The sequence below is a fragment of the Simplicispira piscis genome (assembly GCF_054783455.1).
Map to the genome: position 1 here is coordinate 59,653 of NZ_BAAGQN010000004.1, position 17,519 is coordinate 77,171.

Below are 17,519 nucleotides of genomic sequence, written 5' to 3' on the forward strand. Positions count from 1 at the left end.
CCCCCGGTTAAAGCACGATGCGGCGGAAGTCCGCCAGCAGCGAGGCAAAGTACACGTTGAAACGCGCAGCGGCGGCGCCGTCGATCACGCGGTGGTCCCAGCTCAGGCTGAGCGGCAGCGAGAGGCGCGGCACGAACTGCTTGCCGTCCCATTGGGGTTCAATGCTGCTCTTGCAGACACCCATGATGGCCACTTCGGGCGCGTTGATGATGGGCGTGAAATACCGCCCGCCAATGCCACCGAGCGAGCTGATGGAGAAGCACCCGCCGCTCATCTCGGCCGGGCTCAGCTTGCCTTCGCGCGCCTTCTTGGCCAGTTCGCCCATCTCCTGGCTGATCTCGAAGATGCCTTTCTTGTCGGCATCCTTGATGACCGGCACCATCAGGCCGTTGGGCGTATCGGCCGCAAAGCCGATGTGGAAGTAGTTTTTGAACACCAGCTGCTCGCCATCGAGCGAGGCGTTGAACTCGGGAAACTTCTTGAGCGCAGCCACGGCCGCCTTGATCATGAAGGCCAGCATGGTGACCTTCACGCCACTCTTCTCGTTCTCTTTGTTCAGTTGCACGCGGAAGGCTTCGAGCTCGGTGATGTCGGCATCGTCATGGTTGGTGACGTGCGGGATGACCACCCAGTTGCGGTGCAGGTTGGCACCGCTGATCTTTTTGATGCGCGAAATATCTTTGCGCTCGATGGGACCAAACTTGGCAAAGTCCACCTTGGGCCAGGGCAGCAGGTTCAGGCCCTCGCCCGAACCACCCGCCGCCGGGGCCTTGGCAGCGGCAGCGCGGGTTTGCGCTGCGCCGCCCATCACCGACTTGGTGAAGTTCTGCACATCGTCCTGCGTGATGCGGCCCTTGGGGCCTGTACCGACCAGTTCGTCCAGCGGCACGCCCAGCGCCCGCGCAAACTTGCGCACCGACGGCGATGCATGGGGCAAGCCCGCACTGGGCGTACCAGGCTGATGGGCCGGTACTGCGGCGGCGACCAGCGGCGCCGCCGCGGGAACGGCGGCGGGTGGCGGTGCCGCAGCGGGCGCTGCTGCGGGTGCAGCTACAACTTCTTCTGTTTTGATAGCTGCTTGCGCTTGCACGGCGGGCGCTGGAGCCGGATTTGATGCAGATTCCGAGGCCCCCGCCACTTCAAGTGTCAGCACGACGGAGCCCTGCTTGACCTTGTCGCCCACCTGCACGCGCAGCTCCTTGACCACGCCTGCATGGCTCGACGGAATTTCCATCGACGCCTTGTCGGATTCCACCGTAATGAGCGACTGCTCGGCCTTCACCGTGTCACCGGGTTTGACCAGCAATTCAATCACGCCTACTTCGTCAACGTCCCCGATGTCCGGGATCTGGATGTCTACCAATGCCATGTTATGCCTCCTGCCGAACCGCCTCGAAGGAGGCATGCGCCCCCTTGGGGGGCAGCGAATGAATATGAGCGTGGGGGTTCACGGTTTGCCTCCGGTTCTGGTTATGCGTGCAGCGGATTGATCTTGTCGGCCTGAATGCCATATTTGGCAATCGCCTCGGCCACCTTGGTCGCAGGCACGGCGCCTTCTTCGCTGAGCGCCTTGAGCGCGGCAACGACGATGTAGTGGCGGTTGATCTCGAAATGCTCGCGCAGCTTGCTGCGGAAATCACTGCGGCCAAAGCCGTCGGTGCCCAGCACTTTGTACGCACGGCCTGCGGGAATGTACGAACGAATCTGCTCGGCAAACGCCTTCATGTAGTCGGTCGAAGCCACCACCGGGCCGCTGCGGCTGGTCAGCTGCTGCGTGGCAAACGGTACACGCGGTGTCTCCAGCGGGTGCAGCAGGTTCCAGCGCTCGGCGTCCTGGCCTTCGCGGGTCAGCTCGTTGAAGCTGGTGCAGCTCCAGACATCGGCCTGTATGCCCCACTCCGCCGCAAGCAGCTTTTGCGCTTCGAGTGACTCGCGCAGGATGGAGCCCGAGCCCAGCAGTTGCACGCGCTTGTCGCCTTCGGCGCCTTGTTTGCACAGGTACATGCCCTTGATGATCTGCTCTTCGGTGCCGGGCGTGAGGCCGGGCATGGCGTAGTTTTCATTCAACAGGGTGATGTAGTAGTACACGTTTTCCTGGCGTTCCACCATGCGCTTGAGGCCCTCATGCATGATGACGGCCACCTCGTGCGCAAAGCTCGGGTCGTAGCTCACGCAGTTGGGAATGGTGTTGGCCAGAATGTGGCTGTGGCCGTCTTCATGCTGCAGGCCTTCGCCGTTGAGCGTGGTGCGGCCCGAGGTGCCGCCCAAAATAAAGCCGCGCGCCTGCATGTCGCCCGCCGCCCAGGCAAAGTCGCCAAAGCGCTGAAAGCCGAACATCGAGTAGTACACGAAGAACGGAATCATGATGCGGTTGTTCGTGGAATACGACGTTGCCGCCGCGATCCATGAGCACATGCCGCCCGCTTCGTTGATGCCTTCTTGCAGGATCTGGCCGTCCACCTGCTCCTTATAGTACATCACCTGCTCGCGGTCGACCGGGGTGTAGAGCTGGCCACGGGGGTTGTAGATGCCGATCTGGCGGAACATGCCCTCCATGCCGAAGGTGCGCGCCTCGTCCACCAGAATGGGCACCACGCGCGGGCCCAGGGCCTTGTCGCGCAGCAACTGCGTCAGGAAGCGCACATAGGCCTGGGTGGTGCTGATCTCGCGGCCTTCGGCCGTGGGCTCCAGAACGGCCTTGAACGTCTCCAGCGACGGCACGGTGAAGTGCTCGTCGGCCTGCTGGCGCCGCTTGGGCAGGTAGCCGCCCAGCGCCTTGCGCCGCTGGTGCAGGTATTGCATTTCCGGCGTGTCGTCGGCCGGCTTGTAATACGGCAGCTTTTCCAGTTCGCTGTCGGGGATGGGAATGGCGAAGCGGTCGCGGATGTAGCGGATGTCCTCGTCCGCCAGTTTCTTGGTCTGGTGCACCGTGTTCTTGGCCTCGCCGGCCTTGCCCATGCCATAGCCCTTGACGGTCTTGACGAGCAGCACGGTCGGATGGCCCTGGTGGGCGTTGGCCGAATGGAAGGCGGCGTACACCTTTTCAGGGTCGTGGCCACCACGGCGCAGCTCCCAGATGTCATCGTCGCTCAGGTGCTCTACGAGCTTGAGCGTCTCGGGATACTTGCCAAAGAAATGCTTGCGAATGTAGGCGCCATCCATGGCGCGGTAGGTCTGGTAGTCGCCGTCCAGCGTTTCCATCATCACTTGGCGCAGCTTGCCGCTCTTGTCGCGCGCCAGCAGGTCGTCCCAGCCCTTGCCCCACAGGAGCTTGATGACGTGCCAGCCGGCACCGCGGAAGTCACCCTCGAGCTCCTGGATGATCTTGCCGTTGCCGCGCACCGGGCCGTCGAGCCGCTGCAGGTTGCAGTTGATGACGAAGATCAGGTTGTCGAGGTTCTCGCGCGCCGCGAGGCTGATGGCGCCCTTGCTTTCTGGCTCGTCCATCTCGCCGTCGCCCAAAAACACCCAGACTTTGCGGTTGGCCGTATCGGCAATGCCGCGGGCGTGCAGGTACTTGAGAAAACGCGCCTGGTAGATCGCCATCATCGGCCCCAGGCCCATGCTGACGGTGGGGAACTGCCAGAAGCCCGGCATCAGCTTGGGGTGCGGGTAGCTAGAGAGCCCCTTGCCGCCCACTTCTTGCCGAAAATTTTCCAGCTGGTCTTCGGTAATGCGGCCTTCCAGATAGGCGCGGGCGTAAATGCCTGGCGCGCTGTGGCCCTGGAAGTAAATGCAGTCGCCGCCGTGGTTTTCACTCTCGGCGTGCCAGAAGTGGTTGAAACCGGCGCCCCACATACTGGCGAGCGAGGCAAAGGAGCCAATGTGACCGCCCAGGTCGCCGCCGTCGGCCGGGTGCAGGCGGTTGGCACGCACCACCATGGCCATGGCGTTCCAGCGCATGTAAGCGCGCAGGCGTTTTTCAATCGAAATATTGCCCGGGCAACGCGCTTCCTGGTCGGGCTCAAGCGTATTCACGTAGCCGGTGTTGGCAGAAAACGGCAGGTCGATGCTGCTCTGGCGGGCATGTTCCAGGAGCTGCTCGAGCAGGAAGTGGGCACGCTCAGGGCCTTCTTTTTCGATGACGGCGGAGAGTGCCTCCATCCACTCACGGGTTTCCTGTTGGTCGATGTCGGTGGGCTCGCCGTGAACGGCCGGGGAATCGGGTTGAGTGGACATGTTTTGTCTCCTAGGTAATTGCCACAATTTAGTGCGTTCGCCCTATTTTTGCACAATTTTTCTATTTTTCAAATTATGCTTTTCATTTTTACTATGTGATATTTTGCTGCAAACGCACATTTGCTGGGCGAAGGCTCGCCCGGCGCTCCCCTACACTCGGGGGCATGTTGGAGCAACCACCCGCCACACCACCGCGAAAGCTGTCCCGTGCCGCACTGGCCCAGTGGTGGCGTGTCTGGTGGCGCAGCCTTTCTCCGGTGCGCCAGGACCGGTTTGCCGCCCTGGCGCCGCTGGCCGCCGTGCTGATCTTCATGGCAGCCATCGTGGCCGCTTTCTGGTACCTGCGCGTGGAAGAAGGCGAGCGCGAGCAAGAAGCTTTGCGCCGCGACATCGAATACGCGCAACAGCGGGTGCGCCTGCGCCTGCTCGAGCGCCAAGAGCAGATCATGCGCATCGCACGCGACCTCTCCAACCAGGACATGGAGCGCACCCAGTTCGGCCAGCGCGCCGAGTCTCTGGTCAGCCAATACCCTGAACTGCAGGCCATCACCTGGATCGACGAGCGCGGCCGCATCCGCGCCAGCCACTCCGCACCCACACTGGCGGGTAGCCAGGTGCGCGTGGCGGGTGAAGTGCTTAAGCCCGGCCCCACCGCAGACAACTTTGGCCTGACCCGGGACCTGCAGCAGCCCGTGTATGTCCAGCCATCGGCCGTCGCTAACGAGTCAACGCCTTTGCTGCAGGTGCTTGTTCCACTCAACGTGCAAGGCAAGTTCGGCGGGGTGGTGCTCGGCGAATACTCCATTGACAGCCTGCTGCGCTATGGCACGCCCACCGAGGTGCTGGCACGTTACGCCGTGACACTGCTGGACGACAAGGGCCAGGTGCTGGCGGGCACTCCCCTGCAGAACCGCAACCGGGCCGCACAGTGGATACCCTGGAGCGCTAAGGCCAACGAGTACGCCGTGCCTATTTCACCAGTGGGCAACGGCCTGGTGCTGCGTGCGCAGGCCTACCGCACGTCACTCGGTGTGGTGGGCAGCGGCTTGTTCTGGCTGGTGGGTACCCTCAGCGCCATGACGGCCTGGATGCTGATTGCCACCTGGCGCCACACCCGCCGCCGCATGCAGGCCCAACTGGCCCTGGTGGCTGAAACCAATTTCCGCCGCGCCATGGAAAACTCGGTGCTCACCGGCATGCGCGCGCTCGACCTGCAGGGGCGCATCACCTACGTGAACGCGGCTTTCTGCCAGATGACCGGCTGGACCGAAGCCGAGCTGGTGGGCCAGACCGCCCCCTTCCCTTACTGGCCCGAATCCGAATATGAGCAGCTCAGCGCCCGACTGCAGGATGAGCTGAATGGCAAAACCGTCTCCGGTGGCTTCCAGGTGCGGGTGCGGCGCAAGAACGGGGCCCTGTTCGATGCGCGCCTGTATGTGTCGCCCCTGATCGACGCCCGGGGCCAGCAGACAGGCTGGATGACCTCGATGACCGACATAACCGAGCCCAACCGCATCCGCGAGCAGCTGTCGGCCTCGCACGAGCGCTTCACCATCGTGCTCGAATCGCTGGACGCCTCGGTCTCGGTGGCCCCTTTGGGCAGTGAAGAGCTGTTGTTTGCCAACAAGCTCTACCGCTTGTGGTTTGGCTCGCAAACCGGCGGTCACCTGCAACTGGTCGCCCAGGCCGGCGTCTTGCCCGCCTCCAGCGCCAGTGCCAGCGGTGCGGACGACGAAGACGGCCTGATGGGCCTGCCCGCCGACCCGCTGACCAGTGCGCACTCGGAAAACGCCGAAATCTACCTGCCCGACCTGGGCAAATGGCTGGAGGTGCGCTCGCGCTATCTCAGCTGGGTCGATGGGCGCCTGGCGCAGATGGTGATTGCCACAGACATCACGCCGCGCCGCCTGGCCGAAGAACAGACGGCGCGCCAGACCGAGCGCGCCCAGTCGGTCAGCCGCCTGATCACCATGGGCGAGATGGCGTCGAGCGTGGCCCACGAACTGAACCAACCGCTGACCGCCATCAGCAACTACTGCAGCGGCATCATTTCACGCATCCACAGCGGCAATATCACCGAAGAAACCTTGCTGGCCGCCCTGGAGAAAACTGCGCACCAGGCACAGCGCGCGGGCCAGATCATCCAGCGCATCCGCGATTTCGTGAAGAAAAGCGAGCCCAACCGACAGCTGGCCGACGTGGCCGCCATGGTGAATGAGGCCGTAGAGCTGGCCGACATCGAGCTGCGCCGCCACAACGTGCGCCTGACCCACTATGTGGCCGCCCGCCTGCCTCCTGTCATGGCCGACACCATCCTGATCGAACAGGTGCTGGTCAACCTCATGAAGAACGGCGCCGAATCCATTGCCCACGCCGAGCGCGCCCTCGCAGGGCGCAGTGTGGAACTGCGCGTGGTTCCGCGCCAGATCGAGGGCCTGCAGGTGGTCGAGTTTTCGGTACAGGACACGGGCAAGGGCCTGGCCACTGAAGTGCTCGAACGCCTGTTCGAAGCCTTTTTCTCCACAAAAAGTGAAGGCATGGGCATGGGTCTGAACCTGTGCCGTAGCATTGTCGAATCGCACCAGGGCAGGATGCAGGCCGAGAACATCTACAATGGTTTAGAGGTCACGGGTTGCCGATTTTCTTTCTGGTTACCGCTCGCTGCGCCTGCCAACGACACTACAGAACCTGTAGCAAACGCACACACCCCAAGGACAATTGCATGAGTTTGATTCCCAAAAAAGGCACCGTCTATGTGGTGGACGACGATGAAGCCGTCCGCGATTCGCTTCAATGGCTGCTCGAAGGCAGAGACTACCGGGTACGATGTTTCGACTCGGCCGAATCGTTTCTGTCGCGCTACGACCCGCGCGAGATTGCCTGCCTGATCGTCGATATCCGCATGGGCGGCATGACCGGACTGGACCTGCAAGACCGCTTGCTGGAGCGCAATTCTCCCTTGCCCATCGTCTTCATCACCGGCCATGGCGACGTACCCATGGCTGTCGACACCATGAAGAAAGGCGCGCTGGATTTCATCCAGAAGCCTTTCAACGAAGAAGCACTGGTGAACCTCGTCGAGCGCATGCTCGACCACGCACGCGAAGCCTTTGCAGGCCACCAACAGGCCGCCAGCCGCGACGCCCTGCTTTCCAAACTCACCAGCCGCGAAGCACAGGTGCTCGAGCGCATCGTGGCCGGCCGCCTGAACAAGCAGATCGCCGACGACCTGGGCATCAGCATCAAGACCGTGGAGGCGCACCGCGCCAACATCATGGAAAAGCTAGGCGCCAACACCGTGGCCGACCTGCTCAAAATCGCCCTGGGCCAGAATGCGCCCAAGGCTTGATGACTCCTCTTTTTATAGCTTTCAGCGCTTACCAGTAGTGCGTTAGAGCCACTTTTTATTTAAATTTTGAGCATGACAGCCCAACTGATTGACGGCAACGCCCTCTCCCGCCAGCTGCGCACGGAAGTGGCCGAACGCGCCCAGGCCCTCAAAGCCCGTGGCATTACCCCTGGCTTGGCCGTGGTACTGGTGGGCGATAACCCTGCCAGCCAGGTCTATGTGCGCAACAAGGTCAAGGCCTGCCATGAGGCGGGCTTGCACTCGGTGCTGGAACAATACCCCGCCGACCTGGGCGAAGCCGAGCTGCTGGCGCGGGTCAACGCCCTCAACAAAGACCCCGCCATCCACGGCATCCTGGTGCAGCTGCCCTTGCCCGCGCACATCGATGCGCAAAAGGTCATCGAGGCCATCTCGCCCGCCAAGGACGTCGATGGCTTCCACATGGCCAGCGCAGGCGCATTGATGACCGGCATGCCCGGCTTCTGGCCCTGCACGCCGTACGGCTGCATGAAAATGCTGGAGAGCATCGGCTACGACCTCAAGGGCAAGCACGCCGTGGTCATCGGCCGCAGCAACATCGTGGGCAAGCCCATGGCACTGATGCTGCTGGGCAAAAACGCCACGGTCACCATCTGCCACAGCGCCACCAAGGACCTCAGGGCCCTGACGCTGCAGGCCGACGTAATCGTCGCCGCCGTGGGCAAGCGCAACGTGCTCACGGCCGACATGGTCAAACCTGGCGCTGTGGTGCTGGACGTGGGCATGAACCGCAACGATGAAGGCAAGCTCTGCGGCGACGTGGACTTTGACGGCGTCAAGGCCGTGGCCAGCCATATCACGCCCGTGCCCGGCGGCGTAGGCCCCATGACCATCACCATGCTGCTGGTCAACACCCTCGAAGCCGCTGAACGCACGGCTGCACGCTGACACCGCGCCCCCGCCTTGAACCTGCGCCCCGCGCCGCCATCTAAGCCCGCATGAGCAATCCCCTTCTCGACTTCTCCGACCTGCCCGCATTCGACCGCATCGCGCCTGCCGATGTAGCACCCGCCATCGACGCCCTGCTAGGCCGCGCTGATACGGCGCTGGAAGCGGTGACAGCCACTGATTTCCCTGCGCGCTGGGACGCCATCGCCCAGGTGCTGGACGTTGCCACCGAGGAACTGGGGCGCGCCTGGGGTGCGGTGAGCCACCTCAACAGCGTGGCCGACACACCTGAGCTGCGCGCCGCCTACAACGAGGCCTTGCCGCGCGTGACCGAGTTCTGGACGCGCCTGGGCGCCGACGAACGCCTGTATGCCAAGTACAAAGCCATCGACCCGGCGCTGCTCAATGCCGAACAGCGCCAAGCCCTGAAGAACGCCGTGCGCAACTTCGTGCTCTCGGGCGCCGAACTCACTGGGGCCGCCAAAGAGCGCTTCGCCCAAATCCAGGAGCGCCAGGCCGAGCTGCAGCAAAAATTCAGCGAGAACACGCTCGACGCTACCGACGTCTTTGCCTACTACACCCGCGCCGAAGAACTCGACGGCGTTCCACAAGATGTGCAGCAGGCCGCACGGCAGGCTGCCGAGGCCGAAGGCAAAGAGGGCTACAAGCTCACGCTGAAAATGCCGTGTTATCTGCCCGTGATGCAGTTTGCCCGCAGCAGCGCCTTGCGCGAGCGGCTCTACCGCGCCTACACCACCCGCGCTTCTGACCAGGCCGAAGGCGATGCCACGCGCTTTGACAACAGCGCCTTCATCCAGGAAATTCTGGCTTTGCGCCAGGAAGAAGCACGCCTACTGGGCTACGCCAATTTTGGTGAAGTGTCCGTGGTACCCAAAATGGCACAGTCGCCCACCGAAGTGGTCGCTTTTTTGCGCGACCTGGCCCGCCGTGCGCGCCCCCATGCCGAAAAAGACGTGGCCGATCTGCGCGCCTTTGCCGCCGAACAGCTGGGCTTGAACGACCCGCAGGCCTGGGACTGGCCCTATGTGGCCGAGAAGCTCAAGGAAGCCCGCTACGCTTTCAGTGAGCAGGAACTGCGTCAGTATTTCCCGGCCCCCACGGTGCTGGCCGGCCTGTTCAAAATTATTGAAACGCTGTTTGAAGTGGCCATCCGGCCCGACCAGGCTCCGGTATGGCACCCGGCGGTGGAGTTCTACCGCATCGAACGGGGCGGCACTCTGGTCGGCCAGTTCTACCTGGACCAGCCCGCGCGCACCGGCAAACGCGGCGGCGCCTGGATGGACGACGTGCGTACCCGCTGGCTGCGCCCCGACACTGGCGCCTTGCAAACCCCGGTGGCCCATCTGGTGTGCAACTTTGCCAGCGGTGTGGACGGCAAACCGGCCCTGCTCACGCACGACGACGTCATCACCCTGTTCCACGAATTTGGCCACGGCCTGCACCACATGCTGACGCAGGTGAATGAACGCGATGTTTCGGGCATTGGCGGCGTGGAGTGGGATGCGGTGGAGCTGCCCAGCCAGTTCATGGAAAATTTTTGCTGGGAATGGGAGGTTCTGCAGCACATGACCGCCCATGTGGACACGGGGGCACCCCTGCCCCGGCCGCTGTTCGACAAAATGATCGCCGCCAAGAACTTCCAGAGTGGCATGCAAACCTTGCGCCAGATCGAGTTCGCATTGTTCGACATGCTGCTGCACACCGAGCACGACCCAGCGCAGGATTTCATGCCCCTGCTGGACCTGGTGCGCGCCGAAGTGGCCGTATTGCAGCCACCGGCCTTTAGCCGCACGGCGCACACCTTCAGCCATATTTTTGCCGGCGGCTATGCCGCTGGTTATTACAGCTACAAATGGGCCGAGGTGCTCAGTGCCGACGCCTACGCCGCGTTTGAGGAAACCGCGGCCCCCGATGGCACACCCAATGCCGAAACCGGGCGCCGTTACCGCCAGTCCATTCTGGAGGCGGGCGGTAGCCGCCCCGCGATGGAATCCTTCAAAGCCTTCCGGGGCCGCGAACCCAGCCTGGATGCGCTCTTGCGCCACCAGGGAATGGCTTGAAAATACTGCGATTGCCACCGCTTTTGGAGACCGTCCGATGAACCTGATGCGCCCATCCTTCGCCCTGTTTTCCTTGCTCTGCGCCGCCAGTGCCTGCAACCTGGCCTTGGCCCAGTCTGTTCACCGCATTGTCGGGCCGGACGGCAAAGTCACCTTCTCGGATCGAGCCCCCAGCAAGGCCGCTGCGACCGAGAGCATGGTGATGCCGGGACCCGCATCATCCGGCGCTACGGCATCCCTGCCCTACGAGCTGCGCCAGGTGGCATCCAAGTTTCCCGTCACTCTCTACTCGGGCCCGGACTGTTCGCCTTGTGTCAACGCACGCAACTTGTTGACGCTGCGCGGTGTGCCGTTCACCGAACGTACCGTCGAAACGCAAGACGATGTCGCCGCGCTCCAAAGGCTGAGCGGAGACGCCAGCCTGCCCTTTGGAACCATTGGTGGGCAACAGCTGCGCGGTTTTTCTGACACGGAATGGACGCAGTACCTTGACTTGGCCGGGTACCCCAAAGAATCGAAACTGCCACCCAGCTACCGGCGCCCCGCCGCGACGCCGCTGGTCGCTCTCAAGCGTGCTGAGCCAGCTTCAGCCCCTGCCGAAGCCGCAGAAGCCCAGCGTGCGCCTGTGCGCGCACGCCCCGCACCGCCCCCACCGGAACCAGGCACTCCAACGCCATCCAACCCGGCCGGTATCCGGTTCTGAGCAAACGGGCCACGGCACCGGAGCCCGTTAACACGCTCAATAGGTCAGCGTCTGCACACCTTGGGCCGTGCCCAGCAGGCAGACCTGCGCCTTCTGGTGCGCAAAAATACCCACGGTGACCACCCCAGCCCACTGATTGATCTCTGACTCGATCGCAAGCGGATCAGCAATGCGCAGACCTGTTACATCCAGGATGTGCTGTCCGTTGTCGGTCACCAGCGGCTGGTCATTCTTCAGGCGCAGCGTGGCCTGGCCGCCCAATACGGCAAAGCGGCGGGCAATATGCGCCGCTGCCATGGGGATGACCTCTACCGGCAGGGGAAAGCGCCCCAGCGTATCCACAAGCTTGGATTCATCAGCGATGCAGACGAATTGCCGCGCCAGCGACGCCACGATTTTCTCTCGCGTCAGGGCAGCGCCGCCGCCCTTGACCATGTAGCCCTTCCCATCGATTTCATCGGCGCCGTCCACATAGACCGCGAGCTGCTCGACCTCGTTGGCGTCGAACACCGGGATGCCGATAGCGCGCAGACGCTCGGTGCTGGCGATGGAGCTGGAAACAGCGCCGCGCACCTGGTCCTTGATCGTGGCCAGTGCGTCAATAAACTTGTTGACGGTGGAGCCGGTGCCCACGCCCACAATGTCGCCGGGCACCACATAGCGCAGGGCAGCCTGGCCAACCAGGGCCTTGAGTTCGTCTTGGGTCAGGGGGGTAGGTGTCGTCATGGGAGAGAATCAAGGGGTGAACACTGAATTATCCCCATGTCGCTGATCCCCTACGCCCTTACCCGCCCATTCCTGTTCGGCCTCGACGCCGAAACCGCTCACGACCTCACCATGGACATGCTGGCCCGCGGCCAGGGCACGCCCTTGCAGTGGGCCTGGTGCAATGAAACCGTGCACGACCCTATCGAGCTGGCGGGGTTGCTCTTCCCTAACCGCGTAGGCCTGGCGGCCGGGCTGGACAAAAATGCACGCTGCATCGACGCACTGGGCGCCATGGGCTTTGGTTTTGTCGAAGTGGGCACGGTCACGCCCAAGGGACAACCGGGCAACCCCAAGCCGCGCATGTTCCGCCTGCCCGAAGCGCGCGCGCTCATCAACCGACTGGGTTTCAACAACGACGGGCTGGACGCCTTTCTCCACAACGTGCAACAGGCGAAATTCCGCACCAAGCAGCAGCACCCCCTGCTGCTGGGCCTGAACATTGGCAAGAATGCCACCACGCCCATCGAAGAGGCCACGCGCGACTATCTCACCTGCCTCGATGGCGTTTACCCCCATGCAGACTATGTGACAGTGAACATCAGTTCGCCCAATACCCAGAACCTGCGTGCACTGCAAAGCGATGCGGCCCTGGACAGCCTGCTCGGCGCCATTGCCGAGCGGCGCGAACAACTGGCCGGAAAGCACCGCAGGGCCGACGGTCAACCGCGCCGCGTGCCGATTTTTGTAAAAATTGCGCCCGATCTGGACGAAGCCCAAGTGGCCGTCATTGCCGCAACGCTGCAGCGCCACGGCATGGATGGCGTGGTTGCCACCAATACCACCATCAGCCGCACTGCGGTGCAAGGTATGCGCCATGCCGAAGAAGCCGGCGGCCTGAGCGGCACCCCTGTTCTGGAGGCGAGCAACCAGGTCATCCGCCAGTTGCGCTCCGCCCTGGGCAGCCGCTTCCCCATCATCGGGGTAGGCGGCATCATGGGTCCTGAAGATGCCGTCAGCAAGATCCGCGCAGGTGCTGATGTGGTGCAGATTTACACCGGGTTGATCTACGAAGGCCCAGCAATCGTGGCGCGCACGGCGCGCGCGCTCAAAAACCTGGCCTGACGAGGCAGGCGGGTCTTATCGCCCGCGCAACTGCATGACGAGGGGCAAAATCACCCCCGCCCAGCGCACCAAGCGCCGCGGCCCCGCCGCCAATGCGGCGCCCAGCACGGCCGTCACAACCACAGGATGCAGTTTGGCAAAGACCGCTAGCCGTTGAATCACAGGCGCATCGGGGGAAACGCCTGGAGTATTACGGGCTTGGGTCTGCAGCTGTTGGCGCTGCGCGCTACGGGCACGCAGTCTGGTCCGCTGGGTTGCAATACGCTCTAGCACCCGTTGCTGCTGAGCGGTGGGGCGCCGAGCGGTGGGCACGGATGCAGGGGAAGACGACATGCTCACAGGTGCTCCTTGATTTCGCGCCAGTCTTGTTGCAACTCCTGGCGGGTCAGTGCAAAGGCATTGCCTGCCTGGCGGGTTACCGACAGCAGTGCGGCCAAGGAGCCGCCCCAGACCAACAACCACAGGGCCGCCAAAATCCAGGCCACCAGTGAACGGTGCGGCGTGTCCCAGAACTGCACCAGCAAAGCCAGCGAAAGCACAACCAGCGCCACCACGGTCAGTGCGGCCACGGCAATGCCGAGCAGCAGCAGCTGACGCAGCCTGCGTTTTTGCTCCTGCCATTCGAGACGCGCCAACTCAGCCCTGTCTTCGATGGCCATGGCACCTTCCATGGCTGCGGCGCGCCAGCGCAAGACAAGCGTTTCAAGCCCGAGAAGGGAAATCCAGTTCATGACACCTCCCTCCCCACTTGCAGTCTGTCTATTGCCAGAACGCTCGCTTCAACGGCGTGCAAGCAGGAATCCCACCAGCGCGCCCACAGCCATGGCGGCACCTGCAACACGCCAGGGCTCGTCGTGGGCATAACGGTCGGCAGCGCGTGCGGCATCCTTGGCCTGGCGCGCGGCTTCCTGGGCTGCACGCACGGCGGAATCGCGGGCGTTGTGCAGGCCATCGTCCAGGCGCTGGCGCAGCATCTTGATTTCGGGTACGCCGTCAAAATCCTTGTTGGACATCAGGGCACGCAGGTCGGAGACCAGTTTCTCCAGTTCGGACTGGGTGCTTTGGAGTACATCGTTTGCAGAAGTCGTCATATCAGCCTTTCATGAAAAATACAAATCAGGCATGCCCGCAGGTGCCAATTTGCGACCACCATGGGCTCATCTTAGCGATGATGGGCAAAACCCCGCAAGAAAGTTGGTCGGACGCGGCTGTCACCCGTCAGTCTTGCAGCAGGGCAGCGACATGGGCGCCAATGGCCAACGCACTGGTCAGGCCGGGCGATTCGATGCCGAACAACTGAACCAGTCCGGGCACCCCGTGCACTGCCGGCCCCTGGATACAGAAGTCGGCCATCAGTCCCTGCGGGCCACGCACCTTGGGCCGAATACCGGCGTAGCCCGGCGCCAGCGCACCATCGCGCAGCCCCGGCCAGTATTTGCGCACTTGCGCGTAAAAAGCATCGCCCCGCGCGGCATCCACCAGCAGGTCGTCGGCACTGTCCACCCATTGCACATCGGGACCAAACTTGGCCTGGCCACCCAGGTCCAGCGTCAGGTGTACCCCCAGGCCGGAGGCTTCGGGCACGGGATAGATCAGGCGCGAGAAAGGTGCCCGGCCACTGAGCGTGAAATAGTTGCCCTTGGCGTAACACGCCTGCGGCACATGCACCGGGTCCACACCCGCAAACCGCGCAGCCAGGCTGGGCGCGGCCAGACCGGCCGCGTTCACCACGGTGGTTGCACGCAATCGCGTACCGTCCTTCACTACCAATTCAATAGCTTCTTGCGCGCATTGGGCTTGCTCTAGAGGCGAATTCAATGCCAAAACACCGCCTTGACTCTCCAGATCACCCAGCAAGGCCAGCATCAGGCCGTGGCTGTCCACAATGCCCGTGCTGGGCGAATGCAGGGCAGCTACGCATTCCAGGGCAGGTTCCAGCGCCTGCGCTGCATTGCGATCGAGCCACTCCAGGTCGAGCACGCCATTGGCCTGTGCGTGGCGCTGTACCGCCTGCAAGGCGGACAACTGCGCGACATCCGTGGCCACCACCAGTTTGCCGCAGCGCTGGTGGGGAACATGGCGCTCGGCGCAGTAGCCATACAACATCTCGCGGCCCTGCACACACAGGCGCGCTTTGAACGAACCCGCAGCGTAGTACAGGCCCGCATGGATAACCTCGCTGTTGCGCGCACTGGTGCCGGTACCCATGGCGTTCGCCGCCTCCAGCACCAAGACCTCGCGCCCCTGCAGCGCCAGCGCACGCGCCACTGCCAGCCCCACCACACCAGCACCCACCACCACGCAATCGACCTGGTCCACCATACCCATTCCTTCTGCCGTCAAGCCTGTTCAAAACCATCGAGCACGTTCACGGCATTGGTGCCCAGTTCTGCAGCCGCATAGCCCCCCTCCAACACAAACACCGTCGGCATGCCCAGCCGCGCCAGGCGTTCGCCCAGCCGCAAGAAGTCGGGCGACGCCAGCGCAAAGCGCGAGATCGGATCACCCTCATAGGTATCGAGCCCCAGCGATACCACCAGGGCATCGACACCATCCGCCGCAATGCGCGCACAGGCCTGATCCAGGGCGTCAAACCAGGCTACGACAGAGCTCCCCGCTGCCAGCGGAAGGTTGAGGTTGAAGCCAGCCCCGGCGCCTTCACCGGCTTCATCGGCATGGCCCAGGTAGAACGGATATTCGGTGCGCGGGTCGCCGTGGATGCTGACGAACAGCACATCGGCGCGGTCATAAAAAATGCCCTGCGTGCCGTTGCCGTGGTGGTAGTCGACGTCCAGCACGGCAACGCGGGCGGCGCCCTGGTCGCGCAGCGTTTGCGCGGCCACCGCCGCGTTGTTGAGAAAGCAGTAACCCCCCATAAAGTCAGGCCCTGCATGGTGACCCGGCGGGCGTGTACAGCAGAACGCAGCGCGCGCACCACCGGCCACGCGCACTGCTGCGCTGGCAGCAGCATCGGCGCCGGCCTTGGCTGCCTGCCAGGTGCCAGCGGCCAAGGGTGAGCCGTTGTCCATGGAATACAGCCCGAGGCGGGCAACGAAGTTGTCGGGTTCGATGTCGCTGCGCAGGGTACGCACAGGCCAGACCGACGGAAAGGGCTGGACATCGGCGTTGGCCGGATCGAGCGCCAGCCACTGCGACCAGGCCGTCGTGAGGAATTGCAGGTAGCGCAGCATATGCACCTGGGCCAGCGCAGGGGTGCTGTCGTGGTCAGGCGCCAGCAGCACATGGCCTTGCTCGGTCAGGCGGGTCTCGACATAGTCAACGCGCGCAGGCTTCTCGAAACACGGCACCCGCTCACCCCGGAAAAACTCATAGGCCGGAGCGTGCAGGTGGTGCAGCGGGTTGTGAAAGGTGATCATGCTGCTGAGTGTAAAAGCGGCGCAGCATGATTTAAGCCCGCATCAGGGCAGTATCTCGGCCCAGGGCTGGTGCCGCACCCCATCCGCGAACAAGGGGTGCGCCTGCGCTTCTTCCAGCGTGAGCACCGGCGTTACGCAGGCATCGGCCTGTGCAAAGCGCTCGCTCCAGTACTCCAGCGGGTGCGACGCCACAAGCCGCGCCACCGCATCGCGCAGAGCGGCGGACTCGGGCGAGCCCGGCAGTTGCCCGCGTTGCCAGTGCTGCGCCACCCAGTCAGCGCGGCCAAAGACCTCGCACGCTGCCTTCCAGAACTTGAACTCCAGCGCCCCCACGGCCAGGTGGCGCCCGTCCTGCGTGGCGTAGAGGTTGTAGCAAGGCAGCACGCCGTTGAGCAAGTCTTCGCCCGCACCGGGGCGGCGCCCCAGCAGCGGCGCCAGCATGGCGCCCGTGGCCTTGGGCATGACCAGTTGGGCGTGCAGGCCATGGGCCATGCTGACGTCCAGGTGCCGGCCCTGGCCCGTGCGCTGCATCTCGAACACCGCCGCCAGCACGGCGATGCAGGCCATGGCGCTGCCGCCCGCCAGATCGCCCCACTGCACGTTGGACAGGACCAACTCGCCCGTGGGGGCGCGCATCTGGTCCAGCACGCCCGACAGCGCCATGAAGTTGAGGTCGTGCCCCGCCTTCTGCGCCCAGGGGCCATGCTGGCCGTAGCCGGTGATGGACACCATCACCAGGCGCGGGTTCAGCGCGTGCAGCGTGGCCGCATCCAGCCCCAGGCCCTGCAGCACGCCAGGGCGAAAGCTGTCGAGCAGCACGTCGGCGTCGCGCACCCAGGCGCGCAGGCGGTCCAGGTCGGCGCTGCTGCGGAAGTCGATGGTGCGGCATTCCTTGCCGTGGTTGAGCGCCTCGAACAACGCCGCCAGCGGCCGCGCAGGGTCGCCCTCGGGCGGCTCCACCTTGACGATGGTGGCGCCCAGGTCGGCCAGCAGGCGCGTGGCGAACGGCCCAGGCAGGTTGCGCGTGAGGTCGAGCACGCGCAGGCCGGACAGCAGTGGTGGTACAGCCATGT

At 63.8% G+C, this 17,519-nt stretch carries 14 protein-coding genes; 6 read left to right on the forward strand and 8 right to left on the reverse strand.

Going from position 1 to position 17,519, the window contains the following annotated elements; genetic code table 11:
* Window positions 1-7: 7 nt before the first annotated feature.
* A complete protein-coding gene (aceF, locus tag ACYVOC_RS01565) occupies window positions 8-1,369 on the reverse strand; it encodes a dihydrolipoyllysine-residue acetyltransferase (RefSeq protein WP_461160647.1) in 1,362 nt (453 codons plus the stop codon).
* Window positions 1,370-1,470: 101 nt separating this feature from the next.
* A complete protein-coding gene (aceE, locus tag ACYVOC_RS01570; RefSeq protein WP_461160648.1) occupies window positions 1,471-4,179 on the reverse strand; it encodes a pyruvate dehydrogenase (acetyl-transferring), homodimeric type in 2,709 nt (902 codons plus the stop codon).
* A 164-nt stretch (window positions 4,180-4,343) separates the two neighbouring features.
* Here aceE and ACYVOC_RS01575 point away from each other — a divergent pair, with 164 nt between their 5' ends.
* The 5 genes from ACYVOC_RS01575 (at window position 4,344) to ACYVOC_RS01595 (ending at window position 11,239) form a co-directional block, all read left to right on the forward strand.
* Window positions 4,344-6,905, forward strand: coding sequence for a PAS domain S-box protein (locus ACYVOC_RS01575; protein ID WP_116003769.1), 2,562 nt, complete (start codon window positions 4,344-4,346; stop codon window positions 6,903-6,905).
* Complete coding sequence (locus ACYVOC_RS01580; protein ID WP_116003768.1) at window positions 6,902-7,528, forward strand: response regulator transcription factor; 627 nt, start codon at window positions 6,902-6,904, stop codon at window positions 7,526-7,528. The genes ACYVOC_RS01575 and ACYVOC_RS01580 overlap by 4 nt, the downstream gene beginning before the upstream one ends.
* A 72-nt stretch (window positions 7,529-7,600) precedes the next feature.
* Complete coding sequence (gene folD / locus ACYVOC_RS01585) at window positions 7,601-8,455, forward strand: bifunctional methylenetetrahydrofolate dehydrogenase/methenyltetrahydrofolate cyclohydrolase FolD (RefSeq protein WP_461160649.1); 855 nt, start codon at window positions 7,601-7,603, stop codon at window positions 8,453-8,455.
* A gap of 50 nt (window positions 8,456-8,505) precedes the next feature.
* Window positions 8,506-10,536 carry a M3 family metallopeptidase gene (locus ACYVOC_RS01590; RefSeq protein ID WP_461160650.1) on the forward strand — a complete coding sequence of 677 codons (2,031 nt, stop codon included), beginning with the start codon at window positions 8,506-8,508 and terminating at the stop codon, window positions 10,534-10,536.
* Between the two features lie 37 nt (window positions 10,537-10,573).
* On the forward strand, window positions 10,574-11,239 hold the full coding sequence (locus ACYVOC_RS01595) for a glutaredoxin family protein (protein WP_461160651.1): 666 nt from the start codon (window positions 10,574-10,576) through the stop codon (window positions 11,237-11,239).
* A gap of 36 nt (window positions 11,240-11,275) precedes the next feature.
* Here the strand turns inward: ACYVOC_RS01595 and rpiA are convergent, their stop codons facing one another.
* Window positions 11,276-11,965, reverse strand: coding sequence for a ribose-5-phosphate isomerase RpiA (gene rpiA, locus ACYVOC_RS01600; protein WP_461160652.1), 690 nt, complete (start codon window positions 11,963-11,965; stop codon window positions 11,276-11,278).
* A gap of 36 nt (window positions 11,966-12,001) precedes the next feature.
* Here rpiA and ACYVOC_RS01605 point away from each other — a divergent pair, with 36 nt between their 5' ends.
* A complete protein-coding gene (locus ACYVOC_RS01605; protein WP_116003763.1) occupies window positions 12,002-13,069 on the forward strand; it encodes a quinone-dependent dihydroorotate dehydrogenase in 1,068 nt (355 codons plus the stop codon).
* A gap of 335 nt (window positions 13,070-13,404) precedes the next feature.
* Here ACYVOC_RS01605 and ACYVOC_RS01610 read toward each other — a convergent pair whose 3' ends face one another.
* The 5 genes from ACYVOC_RS01610 to ACYVOC_RS01630 all read right to left on the reverse strand — a co-directional run bounded on the left by ACYVOC_RS01610 (window position 13,405) and on the right by ACYVOC_RS01630 (window position 17,517).
* Complete coding sequence (locus ACYVOC_RS01610) at window positions 13,405-13,800, reverse strand: phage holin family protein (RefSeq protein ID WP_461160653.1); 396 nt, start codon at window positions 13,798-13,800, stop codon at window positions 13,405-13,407.
* A 48-nt stretch (window positions 13,801-13,848) separates the two neighbouring features.
* Window positions 13,849-14,160, reverse strand: a complete 312-nt coding sequence (locus ACYVOC_RS01615) for a DUF883 domain-containing protein (protein WP_116003760.1) — start codon at window positions 14,158-14,160, stop codon at window positions 13,849-13,851.
* Window positions 14,161-14,287: 127 nt separating this feature from the next.
* Entirely contained in the window at window positions 14,288-15,391 is a 1,104-nt protein-coding gene (locus ACYVOC_RS01620) for an NAD(P)/FAD-dependent oxidoreductase (RefSeq protein ID WP_461160704.1), read from the reverse strand.
* A 17-nt stretch (window positions 15,392-15,408) separates the two neighbouring features.
* A complete protein-coding gene (locus ACYVOC_RS01625; protein ID WP_116003759.1) occupies window positions 15,409-16,446 on the reverse strand; it encodes a histone deacetylase family protein in 1,038 nt (345 codons plus the stop codon).
* A 42-nt stretch (window positions 16,447-16,488) separates the two neighbouring features.
* A complete protein-coding gene (locus ACYVOC_RS01630; protein ID WP_461160654.1) occupies window positions 16,489-17,517 on the reverse strand; it encodes a CaiB/BaiF CoA transferase family protein in 1,029 nt (342 codons plus the stop codon).
* Window positions 17,518-17,519: the final 2 nt, after the last annotated feature.

What these genes read in the sequence shown, in the direction of transcription:
- aceF (WP_461160647.1), bottom strand. Translation starts at nt 1,369, where the DNA reads ATGGCATTGGTAGACATCCAGATCCCGGACATCGGGGACGTTGACGAA.
- aceE (WP_461160648.1), bottom strand. Translation starts at nt 4,179, where the DNA reads ATGTCCACTCAACCCGATTCCCCGGCCGTTCACGGCGAGCCCACCGAC.
- ACYVOC_RS01575 (WP_116003769.1), top strand. Translation starts at nt 4,344, where the DNA reads ATGTTGGAGCAACCACCCGCCACACCACCGCGAAAGCTGTCCCGTGCC.
- ACYVOC_RS01580 (WP_116003768.1), top strand. Translation starts at nt 6,902, where the DNA reads ATGAGTTTGATTCCCAAAAAAGGCACCGTCTATGTGGTGGACGACGAT.
- folD (WP_461160649.1), top strand. Translation starts at nt 7,601, where the DNA reads ATGACAGCCCAACTGATTGACGGCAACGCCCTCTCCCGCCAGCTGCGC.
- ACYVOC_RS01590 (WP_461160650.1), top strand. Translation starts at nt 8,506, where the DNA reads ATGAGCAATCCCCTTCTCGACTTCTCCGACCTGCCCGCATTCGACCGC.
- ACYVOC_RS01595 (WP_461160651.1), top strand. Translation starts at nt 10,574, where the DNA reads ATGAACCTGATGCGCCCATCCTTCGCCCTGTTTTCCTTGCTCTGCGCC.
- rpiA (WP_461160652.1), bottom strand. Translation starts at nt 11,965, where the DNA reads ATGACGACACCTACCCCCCTGACCCAAGACGAACTCAAGGCCCTGGTT.
- ACYVOC_RS01605 (WP_116003763.1), top strand. Translation starts at nt 12,002, where the DNA reads ATGTCGCTGATCCCCTACGCCCTTACCCGCCCATTCCTGTTCGGCCTC.
- ACYVOC_RS01610 (WP_461160653.1), bottom strand. Translation starts at nt 13,800, where the DNA reads ATGAACTGGATTTCCCTTCTCGGGCTTGAAACGCTTGTCTTGCGCTGG.
- ACYVOC_RS01615 (WP_116003760.1), bottom strand. Translation starts at nt 14,160, where the DNA reads ATGACGACTTCTGCAAACGATGTACTCCAAAGCACCCAGTCCGAACTG.
- ACYVOC_RS01620 (WP_461160704.1), bottom strand. Translation starts at nt 15,391, where the DNA reads ATGGTGGACCAGGTCGATTGCGTGGTGGTGGGTGCTGGTGTGGTGGGG.
- ACYVOC_RS01625 (WP_116003759.1), bottom strand. Translation starts at nt 16,446, where the DNA reads ATGATCACCTTTCACAACCCGCTGCACCACCTGCACGCTCCGGCCTAT.
- ACYVOC_RS01630 (WP_461160654.1), bottom strand. Translation starts at nt 17,517, where the DNA reads ATGGCTGTACCACCACTGCTGTCCGGCCTGCGCGTGCTCGACCTCACG.